This is a genomic window from Paraburkholderia sp. CI3 (assembly GCF_050436505.1).
Lineage (GTDB): Bacteria > Pseudomonadota > Gammaproteobacteria > Burkholderiales > Burkholderiaceae > Paraburkholderia > Paraburkholderia tuberum.
Genome location: NZ_JBNDMI010000001.1, coordinates 320,912 through 343,605, shown reverse-complemented (window position 1 = coordinate 343,605; position 22,694 = coordinate 320,912). Strand labels below are relative to the sequence as shown.

The 22,694-nt window shown below is 58.7% G+C and carries 17 protein-coding genes and 3 pseudogenes; 13 read left to right on the top strand and 7 right to left on the bottom strand.

Going from position 1 to position 22,694, the window contains the following annotated elements; genetic code table 11:
* Nucleotides 1-38 precede the first annotated feature (38 nt).
* A pseudogene (locus OKW29_RS01585) lies at nt 39-403 on the bottom strand (DDE-type integrase/transposase/recombinase); the annotation flags it as partial.
* A gap of 85 nt (nt 404-488) precedes the next feature.
* Here OKW29_RS01585 and OKW29_RS01580 point away from each other — a divergent pair.
* From OKW29_RS01580 to OKW29_RS01560, 5 genes and pseudogenes are all read left to right on the top strand, one after another.
* Nucleotides 489-1,190: pseudogene (locus OKW29_RS01580) on the top strand (IS6 family transposase).
* Between the two features lie 188 nt (nt 1,191-1,378).
* Entirely contained in the window at nt 1,379-1,663 is a 285-nt protein-coding gene (locus OKW29_RS01575; RefSeq protein WP_429289710.1) for a hypothetical protein, read from the top strand.
* A 1-nt stretch (nt 1,664) separates the two neighbouring features.
* Nucleotides 1,665-3,308, top strand: coding sequence for a hypothetical protein (locus OKW29_RS01570; RefSeq protein ID WP_429289709.1), 1,644 nt, complete (start codon nt 1,665-1,667; stop codon nt 3,306-3,308).
* 359 nt (nt 3,309-3,667) lie between these two features.
* On the top strand, nt 3,668-4,762 hold the full coding sequence (locus OKW29_RS01565) for an IS630 family transposase (protein WP_026226240.1): 1,095 nt from the start codon (nt 3,668-3,670) through the stop codon (nt 4,760-4,762).
* Nucleotides 4,759-5,001: a DUF6429 family protein gene (locus OKW29_RS01560; protein WP_187620085.1), complete on the top strand. Its 243-nt coding sequence runs from the start codon at nt 4,759-4,761 to the stop codon at nt 4,999-5,001. The genes OKW29_RS01565 and OKW29_RS01560 overlap by 4 nt, the downstream gene beginning before the upstream one ends.
* Before the next feature lie 65 nt (nt 5,002-5,066).
* Here the strand turns inward: OKW29_RS01560 and OKW29_RS01555 are convergent, their stop codons facing one another.
* A complete protein-coding gene (locus tag OKW29_RS01555) occupies nt 5,067-6,692 on the bottom strand; it encodes a carboxylesterase/lipase family protein (protein WP_429289708.1) in 1,626 nt (541 codons plus the stop codon).
* A 1,128-nt stretch (nt 6,693-7,820) separates the two neighbouring features.
* Here OKW29_RS01555 and OKW29_RS01550 point away from each other — a divergent pair.
* The 4 genes from OKW29_RS01550 to OKW29_RS01535 all read left to right on the top strand — a co-directional run bounded on the left by OKW29_RS01550 (nt 7,821) and on the right by OKW29_RS01535 (nt 11,552).
* On the top strand, nt 7,821-9,068 hold the full coding sequence (locus tag OKW29_RS01550; RefSeq protein WP_429289707.1) for an amino acid ABC transporter substrate-binding protein: 1,248 nt from the start codon (nt 7,821-7,823) through the stop codon (nt 9,066-9,068).
* Nucleotides 9,069-9,109: 41 nt separating this feature from the next.
* A complete protein-coding gene (locus OKW29_RS01545; protein ID WP_429289706.1) occupies nt 9,110-10,009 on the top strand; it encodes a branched-chain amino acid ABC transporter permease in 900 nt (299 codons plus the stop codon).
* Nucleotides 10,010-10,098: 89 nt separating this feature from the next.
* Nucleotides 10,099-10,950 (top strand): branched-chain amino acid ABC transporter permease, encoded by an 852-nt coding sequence (locus OKW29_RS01540; protein WP_429289705.1) that lies wholly within the window; start codon nt 10,099-10,101, stop codon nt 10,948-10,950.
* Nucleotides 10,947-11,552 (top strand): ABC transporter ATP-binding protein, encoded by a 606-nt coding sequence (locus tag OKW29_RS01535; protein WP_429289704.1) that lies wholly within the window; start codon nt 10,947-10,949, stop codon nt 11,550-11,552. Before OKW29_RS01540 ends, OKW29_RS01535 begins: the two co-directional genes overlap by 4 nt.
* A gap of 21 nt (nt 11,553-11,573) precedes the next feature.
* Here the strand turns inward: OKW29_RS01535 and tnpC are convergent, their stop codons facing one another.
* The 3 genes from tnpC to OKW29_RS01520 are packed head-to-tail and all read right to left on the bottom strand — an operon-like array spanning nt 11,574 to nt 14,050.
* Nucleotides 11,574-13,154 (bottom strand): IS66 family transposase, encoded by a 1,581-nt coding sequence (gene tnpC / locus OKW29_RS01530; RefSeq protein WP_429289703.1) that lies wholly within the window; start codon nt 13,152-13,154, stop codon nt 11,574-11,576.
* Between the two features lie 30 nt (nt 13,155-13,184).
* Complete coding sequence (gene tnpB, locus OKW29_RS01525) at nt 13,185-13,541, bottom strand: IS66 family insertion sequence element accessory protein TnpB (protein ID WP_167368694.1); 357 nt, start codon at nt 13,539-13,541, stop codon at nt 13,185-13,187.
* Nucleotides 13,517-14,050, bottom strand: coding sequence for a transposase (locus OKW29_RS01520; RefSeq protein ID WP_429289702.1), 534 nt, complete (start codon nt 14,048-14,050; stop codon nt 13,517-13,519). Before OKW29_RS01520 ends, tnpB begins: the two co-directional genes overlap by 25 nt.
* A gap of 20 nt (nt 14,051-14,070) precedes the next feature.
* On the opposite strand from OKW29_RS01520, the gene OKW29_RS01515 reads away from it, so the two are divergent.
* A complete protein-coding gene (locus tag OKW29_RS01515) occupies nt 14,071-14,331 on the top strand; it encodes a hypothetical protein (protein WP_429289701.1) in 261 nt (86 codons plus the stop codon).
* A gap of 71 nt (nt 14,332-14,402) precedes the next feature.
* Complete coding sequence (locus tag OKW29_RS01510; protein WP_429289700.1) at nt 14,403-15,203, top strand: ABC transporter ATP-binding protein; 801 nt, start codon at nt 14,403-14,405, stop codon at nt 15,201-15,203.
* Nucleotides 15,204-15,339: 136 nt separating this feature from the next.
* Here OKW29_RS01510 and OKW29_RS01505 read toward each other — a convergent pair whose 3' ends face one another.
* The gene (locus OKW29_RS01505) at nt 15,340-16,578 is read right to left on the bottom strand and encodes an NAD(P)-binding domain-containing protein (RefSeq protein ID WP_429289699.1); all 1,239 of its coding nucleotides are present in this window, start codon (nt 16,576-16,578) and stop codon (nt 15,340-15,342) included.
* Nucleotides 16,579-17,003: 425 nt separating this feature from the next.
* Complete coding sequence (locus OKW29_RS01500; RefSeq protein WP_429289698.1) at nt 17,004-18,803, bottom strand: adenylate/guanylate cyclase domain-containing protein; 1,800 nt, start codon at nt 18,801-18,803, stop codon at nt 17,004-17,006.
* 963 nt (nt 18,804-19,766) lie between these two features.
* Here OKW29_RS01500 and ltrA point away from each other — a divergent pair.
* Together ltrA and OKW29_RS01490 are read left to right on the top strand one after the other, a co-directional pair.
* A pseudogene (gene ltrA, locus OKW29_RS01495) lies at nt 19,767-21,245 on the top strand (group II intron reverse transcriptase/maturase).
* A gap of 388 nt (nt 21,246-21,633) precedes the next feature.
* Nucleotides 21,634-22,587 (top strand): IS5 family transposase, encoded by a 954-nt coding sequence (locus OKW29_RS01490; RefSeq protein WP_429289697.1) that lies wholly within the window; start codon nt 21,634-21,636, stop codon nt 22,585-22,587.
* The last annotated feature ends 107 nt before the right edge of the window (nt 22,588-22,694 follow it).

Below are 22,694 nucleotides of genomic sequence, written 5' to 3'. Positions count from 1 at the left end.
GCGCGCAGGCGAAGGCGCCTAACACAAGGATCACTAATTTATGCTGCAATGCGATCCCGCATCGGATTGTCCGTTACGGTTTCCCATGCCTTGAACGCCTGCTTGCGGGCCTGCCGTTTCTGTTGCGCGTTCGCGTTGTAGCGGCAGTGCATGAACAGGTTGCTCACCTGAGCATGGACCGACGTGAATCGTTGTAGATGGCGCGCCGACTTGAAGCGCCGCATCACGTTCTCGCGCACGCGTGTGGGCTGGGGCGAATTCTCCGCCCGGTTGTTCAGTCCTTTGTGCTGCCGATGCTCGACGTTCAGGCCCATTCGTTGTTCGCCGCCGCGTAGCGGCGCAGCTTGTCCGTTACGATCACGCGTGGGCCGCCGTGGCGCCTGAGCAGCTTGCGCACGCCCCGAAGGACGTCCCCTTGGGGGATCGGCTCTGTCGCATTAAGACAATCTGCTATCGTGGCGCTGGGAAAACGAAAGACGTGATCTACGATGACGAGCTTGAATGCGGGTAGGAACAAGGTGCTCAAACGGCTGCACTATCCGCTGGATGTGATATTGACTTGTGTGCGCTGGTACGTGGCCTATCCGCTGAGCCTGCCTCATCTGGAAGAGATGATGGCCGAGCGGGGCGTTTCGGTCGATCATTCGACCGTGCATCGCTGGGCCATCAAACTTCTGCCGGCACTGGAAAAGACGTTTCGGCGACAAAAACGCGCAGTCGGTAGAAGCTGACGAATGGACGAAACCTACGTCAAGGTCAACGGTGAATGGAAGTACTTGTACCGGGCCGTTGATAAAGCGGGCGATACGGTTGACTTTCTGTTGCGAGCCAAGCGGGACAAGGTGGCCGCCCGGCGTTATTTCGAGAAGGCCATCGATCAAAACGGTGTCCCGGAGACGGTGACGATCGACAAGAGCGGCGCCAATCTCGCAGGGCTGCATGCGATCAACGCCGAACGCGATACGTCAATCAAGATTCGTCAGGCCAAATATCTGAACAACGTCGTCGAGCAGGACCATCGGGCTATCAAGCGCCGTATTCGTCCCATGCTGGGGTTCAAGAATTTTCGTTGCGCCCGCATCTTACTGGGTGGCATCGAAGTCATGCGCATGATTAAAAAAGGGCAGATGATGTGTCGCCACCGCACCACGCGTTCTGCAGCCCAGCAGTTCTATGCGTTGGCGGCATAAATAGTACTAAAGATACCGCTTATACTTGACCTCACCTCCTTATTGCGACAAAACCGCGATAAAACAATCGGATCAGGCGCTTGAACTATCCTGCCGCTCTCCTATATTCAATATCGCCTGTCGGCAATATCGAACATGCGGCGATATTCATCAGATCAATCGTTTTATGATTTCTAACAGAGGTCAAAATGAAAATATCCATCCAGCTTTCTGAAATCGAGAACGACAACTTGGATTCGGCTGAGCAGCTGGCAGCGGAAGTAAGGAAGCTTGCCGAAGTGTCTGGCCTGTCAGTAAGTATCGATAATCCTCTTGAAGATCATGAATTCGGCACACTTCAGTCACACACTCTTGTCATTCAGATGATGATCGATGCTGCCAACAATCCCATCGTCGCTGGACTGATTTCGAGGCTCCTGTCTGAGGCCATCATAAAAATCATAAAGGACCAGAAGCCGGAAGGTAAGCATTGACATGCTTGACCATCCGGTCGACGTACAGGCTGATCTGCTGGATGTCATTGGTGCGTTCCACTGCGAAAGCTTCTCGCAGTCGATCGATGTCGAATTCTCTACGTATCAGACGACCTTCAGGTTTGACGTTGATCCTGAAAACCGGCAGCGACGCACCCTCGCCGAAGCCGGGCGCAATGCTGATGCTGCGGCCCTCGACTGCCTCCTCACGGTAATACACGAGAATGACCATCGGCGATGGTTGATGACTACACCATTTGGGGCGTACATCTGGAAATTGCTTTATGGCCTTACAGACTGCGTCACATTTGTTCTTCAACACCTGCACGCAATAGGCATCCGACAAAAGCGCCCCAAACCCCTATTGTCATGGCTCTCCTCTAGCGCCCTCGAGCGCGCACGGTTGACTTATGAGAAACGACGGCCGTCGATCCCGCAGAATGCCGAATATATGAGTCAGTTGCACTCCCGTCAGGAACTGATCGCCATCTATTCAGCCCTGCTCCGGCTGTTTCTCTCCCCCAGGCCCCCAGAATTGGATATGGGAACACTGTGTGTTTACATGAATGCGGTGGCTGAACATCACGCCAAATTATTTGAAGGAGAAATATACGGTGGAACACATTTCTATACAGACCTGCCACGCTCCGCGCCAGCAATACCCGATCATCCTGCCTTTATAACGTGCTTTGACCTGCTGGAGGGTAGCGCGAGAGGTGTGGAATATTCCATCATGAGGGCGTCAGAACAAAATTGCGAGTCCATGAACCGGTGGAAGAGCGAGCGTTTGCGCTATCCCTACGACAAGGCACTGGAGCGTTTTGGAAAACTTCGCGGCGATGCCGGATTTATGCCGTTCGACGAGGGGAAAGGCATAAACGGTGAAGGGGTCATCCAGTATTATTCTCTCTGCTCGCCACTTGATACTGCTTTTAATTCCCGAGAACCACGACGGCTTGAAGACGTTCTGCCATGGTATCGTGCCGCTTCATTTGTATTTAAAAGATCGCCAGTGCTCAGAAAAGACCTCCCGGAATCATTGCGGGAGTGGCGGTCGAGCAAAAGCACGGATCTGTACTTCAATTTTGCCCTAAATTCTGAAAATGCGGGGAAGTGGCTGTTCTCCGATCATTTTCTGAGTTCCATTGGTATTGAACGACCCTTGCTCAGACGACTTCGCGATATCTATTCGTATGAGCTTAGCGAGTGCTTTTCAATGGGAATTCTTGGTGGTGTGAGGATATTGCGAGACGGGGAGAAAGACAACTGGAATCGTTTCTATGACAGGGTGCACGTCAATCCTGACTTCATTTTCTTTCGCGATAGGCTCGTTTGTGGCTTGCATGACGACCACGCCGATTCTCTGATGGCCGGCTATATATTCTGGTTGGCTACCACGCAGCTCACCCTCTCAATATTGGCCGGAAAACCATCCTCAAGGTTATCGCGACAACTATTGTTATATAAAGAATGGACAGAAAGGGAGCGACCAAAAAAATGGTTTCAGAAGTTGCCCCGAGAAAAAGATCGTTCCGGCACGGAATTTTCTCTAGATAAATATATGAAACTACTGAATGAGAAATTTGGGGGCTCAGCCGACCTCTTTGTTACCGTAGCAATGTCCCCAGAGCGACCGGAAGAATGAATGCGTGCGATCGGTGACACTGAGTCATGGCGTAACTCTAGCGGTAATGTTGTGCAGAGCCTGTTTCTCTCGCGACAGAAGCCAACCTCCAACGGCCTCATCTGAGGTGTTGGGCGGCATTCCTGCTCCCACCTGGGCATGGACTGAATCATCAATATTTTACCGGCACGTTATTCACGCTGCTGGCATTTTCACTTATGTTGCACGTAGCCGGTAAAGTTTCGCATATTCCGAACAATTCGACGTTTTTGGTATTTCAGCGTCAGTCTGCGAGCCTAGTGTCGTGAGTTAAAAATTCATTGAAATATGTTCGCTGCGTACTAAAGTGTCTTGTGTAGCACTGGTATGAGGACGTGGCGATGAGCGGAAGACCTAAGGCGGAGCTTGTGCTGAGCGAATCGGAGCACGAACAGCTTAAGGCGTTGACGATGCGACGCAAGACAGCGCAGGCGTTGGCTTTGCGAGCGCGCATCGTGCTGGCCTGTGCCGATGGCATGGACAACCGGATGGTCGCAAAGGCACAGCGTGTAAGTCAGCAGACTGTTTGCAAGTGGCGCGCGCGCTTCGTTGCAGACCGTCTGGATGGATTGCTCGACGCGCCGCGCCCGGGCGCGCCCCGAACGATCGATGATTCGCGCGTCGACGCAGTGATCGCGAAGACGCTCGAGTCTGTCCCTGCGGTGGCCACGCACTGGAGCACGCGTACGATGGCGCGCGAGATGAATCTCTCGCAAACGGCAGTGACCCGGATCTGGCGAGCTTTCGGGTTGCAGCCGCACCGGCAGGAGACCTTCAAACTTTCCAGCGATCCGCTGTTTGTCGACAAGGTTCGCGATATCGTCGGGCTTTACCTCGATCCGCCGCTCAAGGCCATGGTGTTGTGCGTGGACGAGAAGAGCCAGATCCAGGCGCTGGACCGCACGCAGCCCATCCTGCCGTTGGCACCGGGCATTCCCGAGCGGCGCACCCATGATTACATGCGTCACGGCACGACCACGCTGTTCGCGGCATTGGACATCGCCACCGGTGAAGTGATCGGGGAGTTGCACCGACGCCATCGCAGCAGCGAATTTCTGCAGTTCCTGCGCACGATCGAAGCCAACGTTCCGCAGTCGCTGGATGTGCATCTGGTGATGGATAATTACGGCACGCATAAGACGCCCTCGATCAAGGCGTGGTTCGCTCGCCATCCTCGCTTCCATGTTCATTTCACGCCGACCTCGGCGTCGTGGCTCAATCAGGTTGAACGATGGTTCGCCACGCTCACGGAGAAGTACCTTCGACGCGGCACGCATCGTTCGACCCGCCAACTCGAAGACGCCATCCGCCATTACCTTGAAGGCTACAACGCAAATCCCCATCCCTTCGCCTGGAGCAAGTCGGCCGATGAGATCCTGACCAGCCTTGAACGGTTTTGCGTGCGGGTCCAGAAGGTCGAAGGACGCGCGCGATGAACATCAATACCGACGCGATCGACGAAGTCGCCCTCGCACTTCTTTACCTGACCCTGCACGATCACAACCGGGCATGGAAGGGCTTCGACTGGGATGTGCTGAATCGGCTCTACGAACGAGGCCTCATTGGCGACCCGGTTAATAAAACGAAGTCTGTCATCTTCACCGAAGAAGGATTACGTGAGTCCGAGCGGCTCTTTAAGCAGCACTTCGTCATCGCTGACAGTACAGGACATTAATACAACGAACTTCCAACTCACGACACTAGCAGCCTGCTAGAGATCTCAGCCTTTCATGTCCCGATCTATTGCGGAAAGAGCCCCGCCCAAAAAGCGCAGCGGTGACTCGAAGCGAAGTTGGGATCGGGCCCCAGGAAATCAGGCTCAAGCGACTGGAATGCGTCGAGACCGACCAAGTACCTGGCCCAATTTGGCGTTTGAGGTCCGTTCGGATCGCCGTCTTTCGCGAAGTTGGTCCAGTACCGAATCATGGTTAGCGACAGCCTTCGCTGACCGTCGCGAAGTTGCTGGGGCGGTCCCGGCATGTGCGTGAGGTCTTCCGCCGGGAAGAAGTACTGAAGTTCGGACTCGTGGGCCGCTCCGTACGGGTAGCTCACGGGAGGCAAAAATATCTCCGGTGCATCCTCGTCATCGAATTCGTAGGCAAATACCGGCACGTAGATTGAGAGCACCTGGTCGGCGAGACGCGCGGGGCAGGCGAACGACGAATCGGTCTGAATAGCCGCGAGCGCTTCGTCGGCATTAACATAGTTGCCGAGCGGATACTGCGCGAGAACGAGAGGCCCGGCCTGCGGACCAAATGCAGCGACCACCGCCGCGGGATACTGCGACGCGGTCACTACACGTCCCGCGACTTCGTTCATGGCGATCATAAATCTTGCTTCGTCGTGATTTGTCCCATTGAGGACGGGGACGCGATTAAACTGCCCTGTCGCCGCAGCCGTTTGCAGGGAAAGGGGAAGCACGAATCCATCTACCACTGGCGTGGCAGAGAGTGGACTTGCCAGGATCTGTTGGACCGACAGCGAGCGCAAGCATTGAATGGTCTGACTGCCGCATCCAACGGTATTTGCAAATGCAGTGCCTTGGGCTTCGCCGCTAGTCAGGCTCGGCAACACCAGTTCATATGCGCCACTTTGCACGATGGCCCGATGGAACAATCCGGCCGCTGCGGGAGAAGCCATATTGGCGAGGGCGCTCAGACCGCCGGCCGATTGACCGAAAATGGTGACGTTAGTCGGATCGCCTCCGAATGCGCGAATGTTCCGCTGCACCCATTTGAGCGCAAATTGCTGATCCAGGATGCCATAGTTTCCCGAGGCGTGATTGGGGGACTCTGCCGTCAACGCCGGATGCGCGAGAAATCCCAACGCGCCTAAGCGATAGTTGAGCGTGACAACAATCACGCCTCCCACGTCCACGAGCCTGCTCGCATCGAAATCGTCGCTCTCGCCGGCTGTCAGAGCACCTCCGTGGATCCAGACCATGACGCCGTGCCCACGAGGAGCGGTCGGTCCTTGCTTTTCGTCGCCGGTCTGTGATCGACTCTTATCCGCGCCATCGGGAACGTAGACATTCAGGAACAAGCAATCTTCGCTAATGCTGGGTGCGCCAACTACCTGGGCAGTCTGCGCGCAATGACTGCCGAATTTCGTAGCATCGAGAACGCCTGACCAAAGCACGTGAGGTCGCGGGGGCGTCCAGCGCAAATCTCCAACTGGAGGAGCGGCATAGGGAATGCCCAAATACTTGGTTACGCCCTGCGTTGCCATACCGCGGACCGGCCCTTGCTCGGTCACAACGAGGGGTGTCGCGGCCGCTGTGTTCAGCAAGGCCGCGCAGCTTGCCAAGAGTACTACGAGAAATCGACCTGCCACCACGTTGCTGAATACCATTGTTGTGCCCGGCATGTTCAGATTCCTCCCAAGCGCCAATTCCACGATACTTCACTTGAGCGCACGTCCGCCGCGACGCGGGTGGCCGGCAGGGGCCGACCGCGGCCAATGAACTGACAGATTTGAGAAAGCGGCGGCGTCCGGGTGATCGTTTCAACCTGTTCGACTCGCATAAGTCTTCGTCGGAGAAGACCACGGCGAAAATCGACCGATCCCTGGCACATACATTCCAGGGAGCTTAGAGCGAGGGACTCATATAACGAACTGCTGACTCCGCGCGCTAGAGAGAGACATCAGGACGTAATCGCCACTTCCTTTGTAATCGGGTTTCCAGAAGCATCAAGCGCAATGCTCGCGACGCCATTTAGCGCAGTGCCGGGACCATGGATGCTGCAACTCGGTATTGCATCTCCGTCAGCATTGTCGGCGTAAACGTTGACTGTGTCGCTGAGGTTTCCGACGCAGATGGTCCGCGATTGCTCTGATCAGGTATGCGCTTAATCCTGTCAAAAAATATAGCGAGATTAAGAATCTAACCGGCCCGGCCGCGTGACACCTTCCAGCACGTGCGACCAGAATCCACCGTCCGAAGTCCTCAACGAATGTCTGCTATTGATTAAAGACGAGTCTGACTCGTAAGCAAGGGCTTTGGGCAAAGTCACGCAACATTCACCGTATTGTCATCACTATTTCTGGCATGGTTGATGCCGTGGTGGTGCTATCGCATTTTCCACCGCATCATCAGCGGCGCCAGCATTTGGATGTGTGTATGAGCACATTGCGTATCGGGAAGTGATTCGGAGAAGTCCCTACTGTTTCTTTCCATTCCGTTACCTATCTTCAATCTGATAGTTTTCACGTGCGCCGCAGTATTTTCTTGCATGTGTGCGTTCCTTGAGCGAACACAACGTTGTTACGTCAAGCGGCAGCGTTTCCCTGTGACCACGACAAAGTCACCTTCAAAGCCGACCCCGTCGGGTTCGGCGCTTATTTCCTTAGCCCCCGAATGAGGCTGCAGTTGCCAAGCAGCGCAATGGTCCGGGACGCAGCCAGCCAAGGCTGATCGCAGGCACACGGTTTGTATGCTAAAGGTAAGGTACCAGCGTGCCGACTTTCGCATACTAATGAACGCAGGGGGATCCCATGTTCACGAGCTTGAAGTCCGCTGTCTGGGTATTGATGGGTATTGCAGCCCTGTCTGCTGGCTTTGGCGCGCCGTCGGCCGCAACGGCTGAAGGGAATGCGATTGTCCTGGGCGCTGCGGTGTCACTTACTGGGAAATATTCGATCGATGGCAAGTACACGAAGGATGGTTACGATCTGGCAGTCCAGCGCATCAACGAATTGGGTGGAGTCAAGATTGGGGGCAAGTCACACGAGCTGAAGATCCTCTATTACGACGACGAGTCCACGTCCGCCCGGGGCGCAGAACTGGTTGAACGCCTGATCAACCAGGACCACGTGCAATTCGTGCTCGGGCCCTACAGTTCTGGTCTCACCAAGGCCATCGCGCCCATCACCGAAAAGTACAAGATTCCCATGATCGAAGGAAACGGCTCCGACCGGGCGCTATTTACAAATGGCTACAAGTATCTTTTCGCGATACTCAATACGTCGGACTTTTATTTGCGTCCAGCAATCAGACTCGTGGCGGAAGAAACGAAGAAGGCCCGGAGGAACCCCACATCACTCAAGGTCGGGATTGTCATCGAGAACGATGATGGTTCCCAGGACGTGCGTGAAGGCGTGATCGAGGAAGCCGCGAAGTGGGGTATGCAGGTCGTTGTCGATGACAAGCTGCCGCCTGAATTGAACGACATGTCCTCGGCACTGGCGAAAGTGAGGGCGCTGAAACCCGATGTCCTGGTTGTCTCCGGGCATGCGAAGGGCGCGGTACTGGCAGTCCGCCAAGTTTCCGAGCAGCGTGTTGATGTGCGGGCGCTTGCTCTCACGCAGTGCGACTCGGCACAGATCATTGAAAAGTTCGGCAAGGCGGCCGAATATGCTCTGTGCGCCTCGCAGTGGGATCGCAGCCTTCCGTACAGTGACCGATGGTTTGGAACTGCCGAGAATTATGCGCAGTCGTTCGAGGAGGAATTCAAATACCCTGTCACCTATGGCTCAGCCGAATCCACGGCCGCCGTGCTGACCTTCGTGGATGCCATTGAGCGGGCCGGGTCGCTTGACCGGGAAAAGGTACGGGACGCGATCGCCAAGACCGATCTGATGACCTTTTATGGTCCCATCAGGTTCGACTCGACCGGCAAGAATGTCGCCAAATCAATGGTCCTCTACCAGGTGCAGAACGGTAAGTACATGGTTGTCGTGCCGAGCAAGTGGGCGAACGCGAAGGCCATCTATCCAGCTCCCACCTGGGATAAGCGGCAGTAGCCGCGGGCTTCCCTCAGTGCGGGCGATCGACGGGCAGGCCGATGGGGAATCTGACACTGCTGTTTGATGCGCCCGTCCTTAATCTCCAACTGTTGGTGGACGGGATACTGGTCGGGGCGATTTTCGCGCTCGTGGCCTACGGCATGGCGCTCGTTTGGGGAGTGATGAACCTCGTCAATGTGGCCCAGGGCGAGTTCGTGCTCCTCGGTGGCTACATCGTGTTCTTCCTCGCAAGAGCCGGCACGCCTTCTCTTCTGGCTGTTCCGATTGCCGCGATCGTGATGGCGATCATCTGTTGGGCGCTATACCGGGTTGTCATCTTCAGGGTCGTCCAGACGGATCTGTTCAGGTCCATCCTGGCGACTTTCGCGCTGAGCATTCTGATTCAGCAGTTGGCCAATCAGCTGTTTGGATCCGATGTGCGGACCGTAGAATCCGGGCTGGGCAGCCTGCTTCTCGTGCACGGTATGGTGACGGTGGCCGGGATCAAGCTGGTCGCTTTCGGAAGCACCTTGCTGCTCGGGGGCCTACTAGTCTGGTTCCTGCGCAAATCCCGTCTCGGACGGGCAATTCGGGCCACCGCGCAGAACACCCGCGCCGCCCGGATTCTCGGTATCGACACCGATCGCGTCTATGCCGCGACCTTTGCCCTCAACGGTGCCATCTGCGGCGCGGCTGGTGGACTGGTCGCCATGACGTGGATCATTCAGCCGTACGCGGGGCAGAGCTATACAGTCCGCTCGTTCATGATCGTCGTCGTGGCCGGCGTGGGCAATCTGGGGGGCGTTGTCGTTGCGGGCGCCATCCTGGGAGTTGCGGAAAACTACGCCGGGTTCCTGCTCGGCGCACAATTCCAGACCGCCTTTGTGTTCTCGCTGCTCGTCGTGATCCTGGTGGCGCGAAACCTGTGGCTCGGACGAAAACGCCAATACCTGAAATGACCGGGTCCCTGATGCGAACGGCTCTGCCTGTGTGGATTGCCCTGGTTGTCCTCGCGGCGCCATGGCTGCTTCCGTCCGTCACAACTCAAATGGCATTTCTGTGGCTGATGGTCGTGTTCGCCCTAACCTGGGACGTCACGGGTGGGCAGATGGGCTACAACTCCTTCGGCAACGTTCTATTTTTCGGGATTGGTGCCTATGCCTGCGCGTTGGTACAGCGTGATTCCGGGCTCGGCTATTTTCCCGCGCTTGCCTTGGGAGTGCCCCTCGCCGCGATCGCCAGTATGCTTGCCGCCGCGGTTCTCGGGCCCGCCATCCTCGCATTGCGTGGTCATTACTTCGCGATTGGCACGCTCGGATTGGGAATCGCGGCGGCAGACATCGCCGCGGGATGGAACTACGTCGGTGCCAGTTCCGGCATGGTCACGCCCCTGTTCCCGGGCGCCATTGGGGGCCGGGAAAAGTTCTTTTACTACCTCCTGTTCGCCATCGTAGCTCTTGCGTTTATCACGTTGCGGCGGCTATACGCCGGATGCTTCGGTCTTGCCATCAACGCCATTCGCGACGATGAGGAAAAGGCGGAAGCCATGGGTATCCGCACGACCCGCCACAAGATCATGGCCTGGTGTATCTCCGCTTTCTTTTTGGGCTTGGCTGGCGCGGTGGCGGGCAACCTGGTCGGGTTCATCGACCCGCGGGAGTTCGCGTTCGCAGGGTCCACCTACGGCGTCTGGATGGTGCTGATGGCGGTCTTGGGCGGCCGAGGGACGTTGTGGGGCCCCGTGGTTGGTGCCTGTGTATTTCACATTACGCAAGAGCTATTCTGGACGTATCTACTGGGTTGGCAACGGGTTGTGATGGGCCTCTTCATCCTTGGCGTAGTGGTTTTCTTGCCGAAGGGCATCGTCGGGTGGCTCCGCCGTCAAGAAGCGCACAAATGAGTGACCTACTCGAAGTTCGTAATCTCACCAAGTCCTTCGGCGGGGTTGTTGCCAACAGGGATCTTTCCCTTTCCGTTCCCGACGGCGGCATCGTGGGCCTGATCGGCCCCAACGGCTCGGGCAAAACCACGCTTTTCAACTGCATCGTCGGGTACCACCCCATTGGCTCCGGTTCGATCAGGTTCGCGGGACGGGAGGTCTCGCGTCTGCGGGTGCCCGCGATCGCCCGCCTCGGACTCGTTCGGACCTTCCAGCAGACACGCGTCTACCGCAACATGACCTGCATGCAAAACATGCAGATCAGCGTGCGGCACCAGCATGATGGCCTGCTCACAATGTTTTCGAAAATTCCGTCTGAGGTGAGCGTGCAGGCCGAGACTTCGCTTGAATTCGTCGGTCTCTACAACAAGCGCTTTCTGCGCGCGGGGGATCTGTCGTTTGGCCAGCAGAAGCTGCTGGAATTCGCGATGGCGCTGATGAACCGGCCGAGGATGCTGCTGCTCGACGAACCCACGGCAGGCATCAACCCGACCTTGATCAACAGCTTGATTGATCGTATGCGGTCCACGAACGACGCCGCTCAGAGGTGCTCTGAGGCGTAAATTGTGTGGCAGGGAGAAGGGTCAGCGGAGATTGGCGGGCATCTTCCACGGCAACAGCGCGTCGTAGTCGTCGACGGTCTTCGCCAGTGGCAGACGTTGGAACAGCCAGGTGAGGTAGCAGTACGGGTCGATGCCGTTGGCTTTTGCTGACTCGACCAGCGAATAAAGATTCGCACTCGCATGTGCGCCAGCAACTGTATCGGCAAACAGGAAGCTTTTGCGTGCGACGACAAACGGGCGAATGGAATTTTCGCAGGGATTGTTCGATATGGGCCAGTTGCCGTTCTCGACGTATCGGATCAGCTTGGGCCACTGTCCATGCAGATAGGTCAGCGCCTTGCCGAGTAAACTTTGCGGCACGACGCCGGGCAACTGTTCAAGCATCAGCTTTTCGATGGCATCCAGCACGCGTGGACTGTATCGTCGTCGCAATCGCTGTCGTCGTTCAGCCGGCCACGTTTCACTGCGCGCCTCCGCTGCGAACAGCTTGCCGATCAGTTTGATGAAGCGTGTGGCGAGCAGATCGGGGGAGCGGGCCGCCTTGGGCACGTTATCTTCGGCCTTGACCAGATACCGTCTCGCATGAGCCCAGCATCCGAGATGCACGAGTTGATACTGTTGCGCGATGCCGTTGTAGGGCTCGTATCCGTCGGTCATCAGAACCGCACCCTTGCGAATGCCGGCGAACAGTTTGTCGGCCAGCTTCGCGCCGCGACCAGCCGTATAGGCGAAACAGCGGATGGGCGTTCCCGATCCGGTCATTTGCGCCCAGAGATAGCTTTTCGTTTGCGGCTTGCGCCCTTCTTCCTTCAGGACCTGGAACGTCGTCTCGTCGCAGTAGATCACGTCAGCATCGAGCAACGCGTCGCGCATCAGGTTGATAACGGGCTGCGTCGCGTGACCGACGCGGACCATGCTCGCGGCGAGCGTGTTCGACGAGATGTCGCCACCGAAGCGTCGCAGCAGGCCAGCCTGGCGATAGATCGGCATGCCGAACTGATACTTGCCGGTGGCGACCCACGCGAGTGCCGATTCCGTCAGCAGCCCACGCGGGATGATGCGCGCCGGCGCCGGCGTAACCTTGATGCCGAGGTCGCAGCACAAACAGGCATATTTGACGCGCTGGTGCTGGATGACGCGAACCTGCTCGGGGATCACGTCGAGCTGCTCGCTCGTTTCGACGCCGATCTCGACGAGCGCGTGTCCGTCGTGGTTGCAGAAGCGTTCGGCTTCGGGAAGTTCGTGCCGAACGACTTCGCGCGGCAGACTGGGATCGAGCGGTTTGCGATGACCGCGCTTCTTGCGCGTGTGCGCTGCGATCGTGGTTTCGCGAGTATCTTCCTGCGCGGGTGTTGCGTTCGTGCCGAGCACTTCGGCTTCATTGAACAGACCGGGCTGATCCGATGCGCGAGCTTCGCTCTTCGCGCCGAACAGCTCGCGCCGGTAAGCGCGCAGTCGTTCCTCGGCCAGGTCGCGCTCCGCAGTCACGAGACGCAGTGCGCTGCGTAACCCGTCACGCTCTGACTGAAGGGCGTCGTGCTCCTCACGTATCGCGAGGAGCGCCCTGAGTTCGTCAGCGTCGATGGTCACGTTGATCGGCATGCCACTTAGACCGGCACGCCGATGCCGTGTTCAACTCACGCGAGCATAGTGGCGTTTCGGATGCCGCTGAAGAGCAGCAATGTCGGCACCTTCGAGAAGCCAGTGCAGCAGATCGACGGTCAACGTCACGACTTCGGTTTTGCTGTCAGGCCAGACGAAGCGATCATTGGCCTCGAGTCTCTTGAGCATCAGCCAGAAACCGTTGTGCTGCCAGCCCAGGATCTTGACGCGATCGCATCGCCGGTTGGTAAAAACGTAGAGCGAGGAATCCATCGGATTCAGGCGCATCGCCTGTTCGACGAGAATCGACAGACTGTTCATTCCGTACCGGAAGTCGACGGGATCGCGGTGCAGGTATACCGTCAGCTTTTCGTCGAACCGGAACACGGCATCCTCCCGAACATCTGGACCACGGTGCTCAGTTCGTCGATGCTCGCTGCACTGAGATCGAGCTCCACGCCGTTCGACAGACATACATGCAGTGAGAGCGTCATCGGCGGTGCCGGAGATACGGGTGGTGGCGGCAGTGCCGGTGGCAGTGACACGACAGGAACAAATGCAGAGGAGGATTCTGCCGGCGCGGGCCGCTTACGTGAATCCGGCATATCGATGGCTTTGCCATCCATCACTTCGACTGCGGGTGGTGATGGGGCGCGCTCGTCGGCGTCGTCCTTCAGCGATGCCAATGAGATGCCTTTCTCACGTTCCATCAGGTACTTCGTGGTCCATTTGCGCAGCAGGTTGGCGTTGATCCCATGCTCCTGTGCCAGACGGGCTACCGACACGCCCGGGCGCAATGCAGCCTCGACCAGCGCGCGCTTACCGTTCTCGTCATAGCGACGGCGCCCGTCGCGGCTTAGACGAACTACTCTTAACTCTGAGTCATTGCCAGCCATAGGTGTCCACCTCCACGTAGGTGGACACCTATGCTCCTCGCTCATGCCGCCAGCCGATAGACGTCGAAGATGGACCGCTTACGATTGATCGGCTGAAGCGCGCGAATTCGGAGTTCGGTATCACGCTGCTGATCATCGAGCACAACATGCAGGCCATCATGAACCTTGCGCAACACATCTACTGTCTGGCCCACGGCGAATTGCTGGCCAGCGGCCCACCGGAATCAATCCAGAACGACCCACGGGTCGTCGACGCCTACCTTGGGGTGCATTCAAAGTGACAGCTCGCAATGCCCGAGGCGGTCAGACCAACAGCAGATATGACCCAAGCCGTGTCGGCACCGTCTTTTCTATGGATGAGGCGGCCCGCGAAGCTGACAAGCTCGCGGTCGAGGGCCCCGGTGTTGGCGAACTCGACGCCCTGGTGCGTGGCGACGTCATGGTTGCGGTGGACGATCTCGTAGCCGGCTACAGCAAGATGGAAATACTTCATGGCGTGAGCCTGCGCGTGGGCGCTGGTCAGTCACTGTGTCTCATCGGCCCCAACGGCGCCGGCAAATCGACCGTGTTGCACGCGATCTACGGCTTTGCTCGCATCCTGTCCGGAAAGATTGTCGTCAACGACAGGGATGTGACGCGGCTACCGCCCAACGAGAAACTCCGAGCCGTGGGTATCGCTTACATCTTGCAGGACAACTCGGTGTTTCCGGACATGACAGTCGAGGAAAACCTGCTCATGGGCGGCTTCCTGCTGGTCCATCCGCGTCAGGCCAAGGAAGCGGCCGAGAAGGTATTCGACAAATACAAGCGGCTCGCCGAGCGGCGCACTCAACGCGCGTCCGTGCTTTCGGGTGGTGAAAGACGGTTATTGGAGATCGCTCGATCTCTCATTATGGATCCTGCAGTGTTGCTCGTTGACGAGCCATCGATCGGTCTTGAGCCACGCTTCATCGACATGGTGTTCGAAATACTGCAAGAACTTCAGCAGAACGAGGGCAAGACGATCGTCCTCGTCGAGCAGAATGCCAGGAAAGGGCTGGAATTCTCCAATATCGGCTACGTCCTCACCGCTGGCAGGGTCGCCATGGCGGGCATCGGAGCCGAACTGGCGCGCAATCCCGATGTTGGGCGTCTGTTCCTCGGTGGGCAGTAGGTTTGGTTGTGTTTTCGGGTTATCAGTGAAGCAGAGTGAGTTGACCTTCGACCCAAGCCAACGAACTCGCTGTCGCGGCCAACGACGTTCCCCTCGTCGCCGGCCCACCCGGCAACGAGGCATCACGCGGCCATCGTTAGCTTGCCTCGTCAGAGATGGCCGCGGCGATATGTGCGGCATCCTCCCCGACTCCGAAGAGGAAACTAGACTTGCGTTTATGCAGCCATGGTACGCCAAGGAAGTACAGCCCCGGTATTTCGGTGATACCGCGGCTGTGGATTGGCGCGCCGGCCGAGTCGAACACCTCGGACAGCTCGATCCAACTGAAGTCGAAGCTGTAGCCGGTAGCCCAGATCACGCTGCCAATTCGATCCGCGCGTGCATCGAGCAGCGTCGGCGAATGAGCGATCGTCCGGGCAGGAACACAGGGCTTCTCGGGGGCTGGCTCGACGTCGAGGCCGCCTGTTCGCGCGACATGCGCGTCGATCCTCGCCACGAACTCTTCCAGGCTTCGATCGCCGCCGCGCAGAGTGGTTTCCAGGTCGTCGCCGAAATGCAACCGGCCATCACTGATGTCCTGGAGATGCCCGAGAAGAGACAAACCACGCGCAGCGGACTGGCGCAGGTCGACGTCGTATCCGCCGTGCACCCCGGTCACCAAGGGTGGTGGCAGGCGGTGTTCGGGGGGCACCTCCGTAGCGGTCTGGTCGAGCAGGCCAAGCTCGCGACGCCACCATAATGCATCGCGGCCCCGATAGCGCCGCGGTGCACGTTGGTGCCGGCCAACACTGAGGTAGGTGCGCCGTCCAGCCTCGATCAGTTCGTCGGCGATCTGGCATCCCGACGCGCGCGAGCCGATCACGAGCACGGCGCCTTCAGGCAGCTGGTCTGGATTGCGATAGTCGCCAGAGTGGATCTGTATGACCTCGGGGGGCAGGCCACGTTGCAGAAGCGGGACGCGCCCACGTTGATATGGGCCCGTGGCTACGACCACGTTGCGCGCCCGCAGCTCGCCCTGCGGCGTGACCAGCCGGAATCTCGCCGGTGGTGCACCGTTTCGACGCAGTGCCGTGACCTCCGTGTTGCAACGTACCGGCGCGCAAATCGCTGCCGCGTAGCTTTCGAGAAATCCCCAAACCTCGCTGCGGTGCGCGAAGGCGTCGGGCGGACCGCCTGTGTACGGCGGATGGCCCGGCAGCTCGATGCTCCAGTTCGGGAACTGGAAGTACAGCGAATCCCAGCGCTGCGAGTGCCAGCGCTCGGCGATGCGCGCTCGCTCAAGCACCAGGTGTTCGCAGCGGCGCTGGCTCAGATGCCAGCTCAGGGCAAGGCCGGCCTGGCCTGCGCCGATCACGACATTCTCGATGCTTTCCATGCGACTGCGCCTCCCGACCCACCGGACGACTGCATACTAACCAGGCGCGTTGAGCTTCGCTAGATGCTACTGCAGCAACTAGCGGTGGCTCGGCATCGCGAAAAGATCCCCGGCGGCCGCTTTGGAAAACCTCACCGTCTCAGACCACACGGCCCAGGCGAATCGGCGGCGCTTCGACTCAAAGCTCGCGTCCAATAAGCGATGCGTCTCGCCGCACATCGGGCGCGTCGTTGCGGTTGCAGGTGATTTACCGGAGGCCCCGACGGTTTAGGCTTGTTCGACGCTTGCCGGCACACGCCCAGATATTTACAGTCCTGAGGATCGCGGCAGGCGCCGAACAACCCCCAAACTAGGCCTGGCATCCGGTTTTCGCGGAAGCGGCCCTTCGGGTTAAGGGGTGTTAGACCCAAACGAGACAAACAGATTCATCCCTCCGGCACCCCGGCCTTGCGCATACCGTCATAGACGCGCTCACGCAACGCCAGGTAGACCGGGTTGTTACTGGGTGCGAGTTCCCGGAACCTGGCGACGCTGAAAGTGGGATCGAGCCGCTGCCCGGCGGCGCACGCCTCCGCTGCCTCAACCTCGCGGCTCAGTAGCGCCAAGGCTGCTGCCAGGAAGAAGTGGTTAAGGTTGTGGTTCGGATGGAGTTCGGCCGCCTTCTGTAGGGGTTCAACTGCGTCATCTATGCGGCCCAGGTAGAGGTCAGCCGCTCCGCGGAAGAAGTACCAGCGGCTCAACTGAGGATCACGCGGGCTGAGGCGGATCGCTTCGGCAATATGAGCCTCGGTCTCCTCGGGCCGTCCGAGAAGGACTTTCATGAACCCGGCATAGGCATGGGCCAACGCCAGATTTTGATCCAGACCGATGGCAAGCTCGCACTCGCGCAGCGCTCGCTCCGGCGCGCGCATACGATGTAACACCGTGGCCCGGACGTAGTGCGCCAGCGCGTTGTTGGGCGCCGTCCTCAGCGCCTTGGCGGTTGCCGCTTCGGCGGTACGCATATGCTCGCTCAGGTCGCTCAGGTCATGAGAGGCGTAGCTGCGGCCCTCCAGGGTATAACTTTCGGCCAGTCCGACCAGCGCATCGATGTTCGCGTCGTCGAGGCGCAGCGCCGCCTCGAAATGGGCACGCGCTCGACGCACGTCGTCCAGTGAAGAGGGTTGATTTATGATCGCCCAGCCGCGCATCGCAAGGTCCATGGCGTCCATGTTGTCCGGTCGCTCGCGCTCTGCCCGGCGACCCTCGGCCTCGACGAGCTCAATGCCTATCATGCGAGCAAGCCTTGCGGTAATCTCATCCTGCATGTCGAAGAGATCGGCGCGCAGCTTGTCGAAGCGCTCGGCCCAAAGATGCGCCCCCGTCTCCGCGTCGATGAGCTGAGCGTTGACCCGGATGCGACTGCCGATGCTCTGCATGCTACCTTCCATGACATACCGCACGCCAAGCTCGCGCCCGATCTGCCGCGTATCTACCGGCTTGGCCTTGTAGGCCAAGGCTGAATTGTGAGCGATGACGAACGCCCCGCGGATGCGCGAGAGATCGGTAGTCAGGCTCTCGGTGACGCCATCGACGAAATATTCCTGCTCCGGGTCGCCGCCTAGATTGACGAACGGCAAGACCACGATGGAGAGGCGTGGCGGACCTGATTTTCCCGGTGCAGCGGCGTGCGGCTCGGGCGGTGAGGGGTCCGAGCCGGTCTTGACCGAATAGACCCGTACTGGCCGCGCGATGTTCTTGAGTTCCTTGTCGCCGAGATCGGTGAACTCCTCCTTCAGGCGGTCACGCACCTGGCGGTAAGCGTCGTCGGAAAGACAGATACCGCCTGGCTCAGCGATGCCTTCGAGGCGCGCGGCGATATTAACGCCGTCGCCGAGCAAATCACCATCGGCTTGCACCATTACGTCGCCGAGATGAATTCCGATGCGGAACCCGATTCGCTTCTCAGATATAAAATCGGCGTTGCGCACCGCCAGCCCCCGCTGGATCTCGAGAGAACAGCGCACAGCGTCCACCACGCTTATGAACTCGACCAGAATCCCATCGCCCGTCGTCTTGACGATGCGGCCGCGATTGACCTGGATCGCCGGATCGATCAGCTCGATGCGGAGCGCACAGAGGCGACGCATCGTCCCTTCCTCGTCCGCGCCGCTCAATCGCGAATAACCCGCGATATCCGCCGCGAGGATCGCCGCTAGTTTGCGCTCGACATGCTCCGATGCCATGCGGGTTCCCCCGGCCATTCAGTCGCGATCAATCCACCTTCGTAGCGGAATTCCGCTGTGATCGCGTCGACCAGCTCTCAATCCAAGATCTCTCAGCGAGGTGTCAAAGATGATGTTGATTGTGTCGGGTACTCCCAGGTCACCCAAACCAGATCGACTATAGCGCGACGTCTGCATGCGACGTGCCAACCCGTCACCGGCACGGAGACGGGCGGTAGGGCTGTCAACGACGCTCTGTGCCACACCTCATTACAGGGTAGGTGAGATTGCGGGCCTGCGCTAATAACGCGGTGCTCACCACTCGCACGGCGCACACCGCTGCGATATCGGATCGCTCGCGGATCCGGTTTTCTGTGGTCTCGACAAACAGGGACGAGGCAGTTACCAAAGAAACGTAGCTCACGCTCAAACGACGGCTTCAATGCGGTTGCCGGACACTGAGCGGGCCATCTCAGCAGGCCGCTGTGGGTCGAGGCCGTGTGAAAACGCGAAAGTACTCGGTTTTTGGGTGTCGCTTTACCCTTCCCAGTGCACTGCCAGGTCGTTGCAGGGCGATTTGAAGGGTCGCTTTTCTCGAACATCGCGTTAAGCCTACGTTTTCACACAGGTGCGCCGGGAGACCGGCAAGGAGTAAGTGGTGCAAGTCCACTGCGATGAAGGAATAGCGAACCACATCGGCCCCGAGCCGTGCGCAGGCATCCGTGAGGATGTCGGCGAAGCGTCGGCAGGGGTACGTGCAGGCCAGCCATCGAGCCACGATAGAAAACTGATTCCGGGTGCCGACGCTGTCTGTGTAGCGGAAGGCAAAACGTCCGAGCGCGCAATCGCGAGCGCCCGGATGACCCGGCGTGGTCGTAGAACCTGGCATGTGCGCACGCTCCTTGTTCGGGAACCGGGAGATCTCCAGTCTGGCCTGTTGCAGGATGGACAGGTCCGCATCGGGAAGGCGAGGAGCCGTAGCCGATGATGAACGGACGGGAGAAGTCAGACTCCGCCGTAGTAGCGATGAAGCCTGCGAACAAGGCTGGGGAACCAGCTGCGGAGTGGGCGGAGCCAAGGGCGGGGACCGAGGGGAACACGGGTCAGCCACACACGCACCGGGCGCAGAACCGGGCAAGCGTGCCACAGGGGCTGGAACGTGTACGGCAAGCTGCAAGACAGCGGAAGAAGGAACGGTTCACGGCGCTTCTGCATCACGTTACGGCCGACCGGCTCCGAGGGGCATTCTTTGCGCTTAAACGCAATGCGGCTCCCGGAGTGGATGGCCTGACGTGGCGGTACTACGAGGCGGGACTGGAAGAGAATCTCCAGCGCCTGTACGCGCAGGTACAGAGCGGAGCGTACCGGGCACTGCCGGTTCGGCGACAGTACATACCGAAGCCGGACGGCAAACAGCGCCCGTTGGGGATTGCCGCGCTGGAAGACAAGATCGTCCAGCGTGCGGTGGTGGAAGTGCTGAACGCGATATATCAGGAAGACTTTCTGGGTTTCTCGTACGGGTTCCGGCCCGGGCGTAGTCAACATGATGCGCTGGATGCGTGGCGACGGCCATCACCCACACCCCGGTGAACTGGATTCTGGACGCGGATCTTCGGAGCTTCTTCGACTCGGTTAGCCAGGAATGGCTAGTCCGTTTCATGGAGCACCGGATCGGCGACCAGCGCATCATCCGTCTTGTGCGCAAGTGGCTCAAGGCGGGTGTTCTGGAAGATGGAGAGCTTAGCGTCAGTGAGACAGGGACACCACAGGGATCAGTGGCTTCACCGCTGTTCGCGAACGTGTACCTTCACTACGTCTTCGATCTCTGGGCCAACCGGTGGCGACGGCGGGAAGCCAAAGGCACCGTCATCATTCTGCGATACGCAGATTACATCGTTGTCGGTTTCGAGCACGAAGCTGACGCGCGGCGATTCTGGGACGCGATGCGTTTGAGGCTGGAGGAGTTCTCGCTTGTGCTTCACCCGGACAAGACGAGGCTGCCGGAGTTCGGCCGCTATGCAGCGGTCAACCGCCAGGGCCGGGGTCTTGGCCGACCGGAGGCCTTCACCTTCCTGGGTTTCATCTTTATCTGCGGCAGGTCTCGTCGCGGGGCTTTCCAGTTGCAGCGGAAGACCCGAGGGGATCGCATGCGGGCGAGACTCAGGCAGATCAAGGAGGCGCTACGGACGCGCATGCACGAACCGATTCCAGTGCAAGGGCAATGGCTCAGGCAGGTAGTTCGCGGATACTTTGCGTATCACGCAGTGCCTACCAACTCGCGGGCACTCGGCGCATTTCGACATCACGTCACCGCTCTATGGCGGCGCACGCTCCGGCGGCGCAGTCAGAAGGACGCCATGACGTGGGAGCGAATGAGACGAATCGCCAATGCCTGGCTTCCGCCCCCCTCGAATCCTTCATCCGTGGCCTGACCGGCGCTTCGCCGTCAAACACCCGAGGTAGGAGCCCGGTGCCCGAATTGGGCACGCCGGGATCTGTGCGGGGGGTGCTCAGTAATGGGTATCCCTACCGCAATCCTCGACCCAAAGCGGCCGTAGCCGCGTGCCAGTGAATTACCACAAAGCAGACCTCGACGTAAGTCGGCGTCTACTTCGGGGCCGCATCTCCATATAGCTGACCTGAGGGATCGTGTCGCAGCCCATTGGCTAGATACGTCTTCACGATCCTCAAGTTCTAGGCGTCGTAGGTCAAACTTTACTTTCTTCTACCCATCGGCAACACTACCTGCCACGCAATCAAGGGGGCGTTAAGGAAGGTCTGCAAAAGTCCTGGCATTGCGTTGCTGCTGAGCTATCCTGGAAACAGAGCGAATTAGTTGAGGAGCAGTGTGATGACGCAACTTGGTCTTGGTCTGGATCTGTCAACGAAGCGCACGCGCAAACGGGAATTTCTCGATGAGATGCGACGTGTTGTGCCCTGGTTGAAGCTGATTGCGCTGATTGAGTCGCACTATCCCACGGGCAAAACCGGTCGGCCGCCGTTCCCGATTGCAACGATGTTGCAGATTCATTTCATGCAGCAATGGTTCGGTCTGTCAGACCCTGCCATGGAAGAGGCACTCTATGACGTTCCGCTGTATCGCGAGTTCGCGGGTCTCGACGGCGGGATGGTTCGCTTGCCGGATGAAAGCACGATTCTCCGGTTCCGCCATCTGCTGGAAACGCACGGACTGGCGGTGCAAATGCTGGCGCTGGTCAATGAAATCCTGACGGAGAAAGGCCTGATGCTCAAGGCTGGATCGGCAGTCGACGCCACTCTGATTGCCGCGCCCAGTTCGACAAAGAATGGCTCCGGCACGCGTGATCCGGAAATGCAATCAACGCAGAAAGGTGGCAACTGGTACTTCGGGATGAAGATGCATATCGGCGTGGACGCCGACTCGGGCCTGGTCCATACGGTCATCGGAACGGCGGCCAATGTTCACGACATCAACGTAGCCCAGGCATTGCTGCATGGTAAAGAAACGGATGTGTACGCGGACGCCGGATATCAGGGTATCGAAAAGCGTTGTGAGGCTGACGCGGTTCGTTGGCATGTTGCAATGCGACCGGCAAAGCGCAGGAAACTGGATCTGAGTGATTCGGTGGACGCGATATACGATCAGATCGAACGCCTGAAGGCGGGTATTCGAGCCAAGGTCGAACACCCGTTTCGCATCCTCAAGCGGCAGTTCGGTTACATGAAGACCCGCTATCGTGGTTTGATGAAGAACACCGCCCAGATCACTACGCTGTTTGCTTTGGGCAATTTATGGATGGCGCGTAGAGCTTTGCGCAAAGCTTGAAACACCGAGCCGATAAAGTCCGTATGTCTGGTTGAAGCGCTCCGGCGCGCGAAAAAAGCCCCGGCGATTGACTCGCCAGCAAAGATCTGAACGCAGAGGCCGCGCTG

Coding starts and splice junctions, on each gene's coding strand:
- OKW29_RS01575 (WP_429289710.1), top strand. CDS start 1,379: ATGAAAATATCCATCCAGCTTTCTGAAATCGAGAACGACAACTTGGAT.
- OKW29_RS01570 (WP_429289709.1), top strand. CDS start 1,665: ATGCTTGACCATCCGGTCGACGTACAGGCTGATCTGCTGGATGTCATT.
- OKW29_RS01565 (WP_026226240.1), top strand. CDS start 3,668: ATGAGCGGAAGACCTAAGGCGGAGCTTGTGCTGAGCGAATCGGAGCAC.
- OKW29_RS01560 (WP_187620085.1), top strand. CDS start 4,759: ATGAACATCAATACCGACGCGATCGACGAAGTCGCCCTCGCACTTCTT.
- OKW29_RS01555 (WP_429289708.1), bottom strand. CDS start 6,692: ATGCCGGGCACAACAATGGTATTCAGCAACGTGGTGGCAGGTCGATTT.
- OKW29_RS01550 (WP_429289707.1), top strand. CDS start 7,821: ATGTTCACGAGCTTGAAGTCCGCTGTCTGGGTATTGATGGGTATTGCA.
- OKW29_RS01545 (WP_429289706.1), top strand. CDS start 9,110: ATGGGGAATCTGACACTGCTGTTTGATGCGCCCGTCCTTAATCTCCAA.
- OKW29_RS01540 (WP_429289705.1), top strand. CDS start 10,099: ATGGCATTTCTGTGGCTGATGGTCGTGTTCGCCCTAACCTGGGACGTC.
- OKW29_RS01535 (WP_429289704.1), top strand. CDS start 10,947: ATGAGTGACCTACTCGAAGTTCGTAATCTCACCAAGTCCTTCGGCGGG.
- tnpC (WP_429289703.1), bottom strand. CDS start 13,154: ATGCCGATCAACGTGACCATCGACGCTGACGAACTCAGGGCGCTCCTC.
- OKW29_RS01520 (WP_429289702.1), bottom strand. CDS start 14,050: ATGGCTGGCAATGACTCAGAGTTAAGAGTAGTTCGTCTAAGCCGCGAC.
- OKW29_RS01510 (WP_429289700.1), top strand. CDS start 14,403: ATGGATGAGGCGGCCCGCGAAGCTGACAAGCTCGCGGTCGAGGGCCCC.
- OKW29_RS01505 (WP_429289699.1), bottom strand. CDS start 16,578: ATGGAAAGCATCGAGAATGTCGTGATCGGCGCAGGCCAGGCCGGCCTT.
- OKW29_RS01500 (WP_429289698.1), bottom strand. CDS start 18,803: ATGGCATCGGAGCATGTCGAGCGCAAACTAGCGGCGATCCTCGCGGCG.
- OKW29_RS01490 (WP_429289697.1), top strand. CDS start 21,634: ATGACGCAACTTGGTCTTGGTCTGGATCTGTCAACGAAGCGCACGCGC.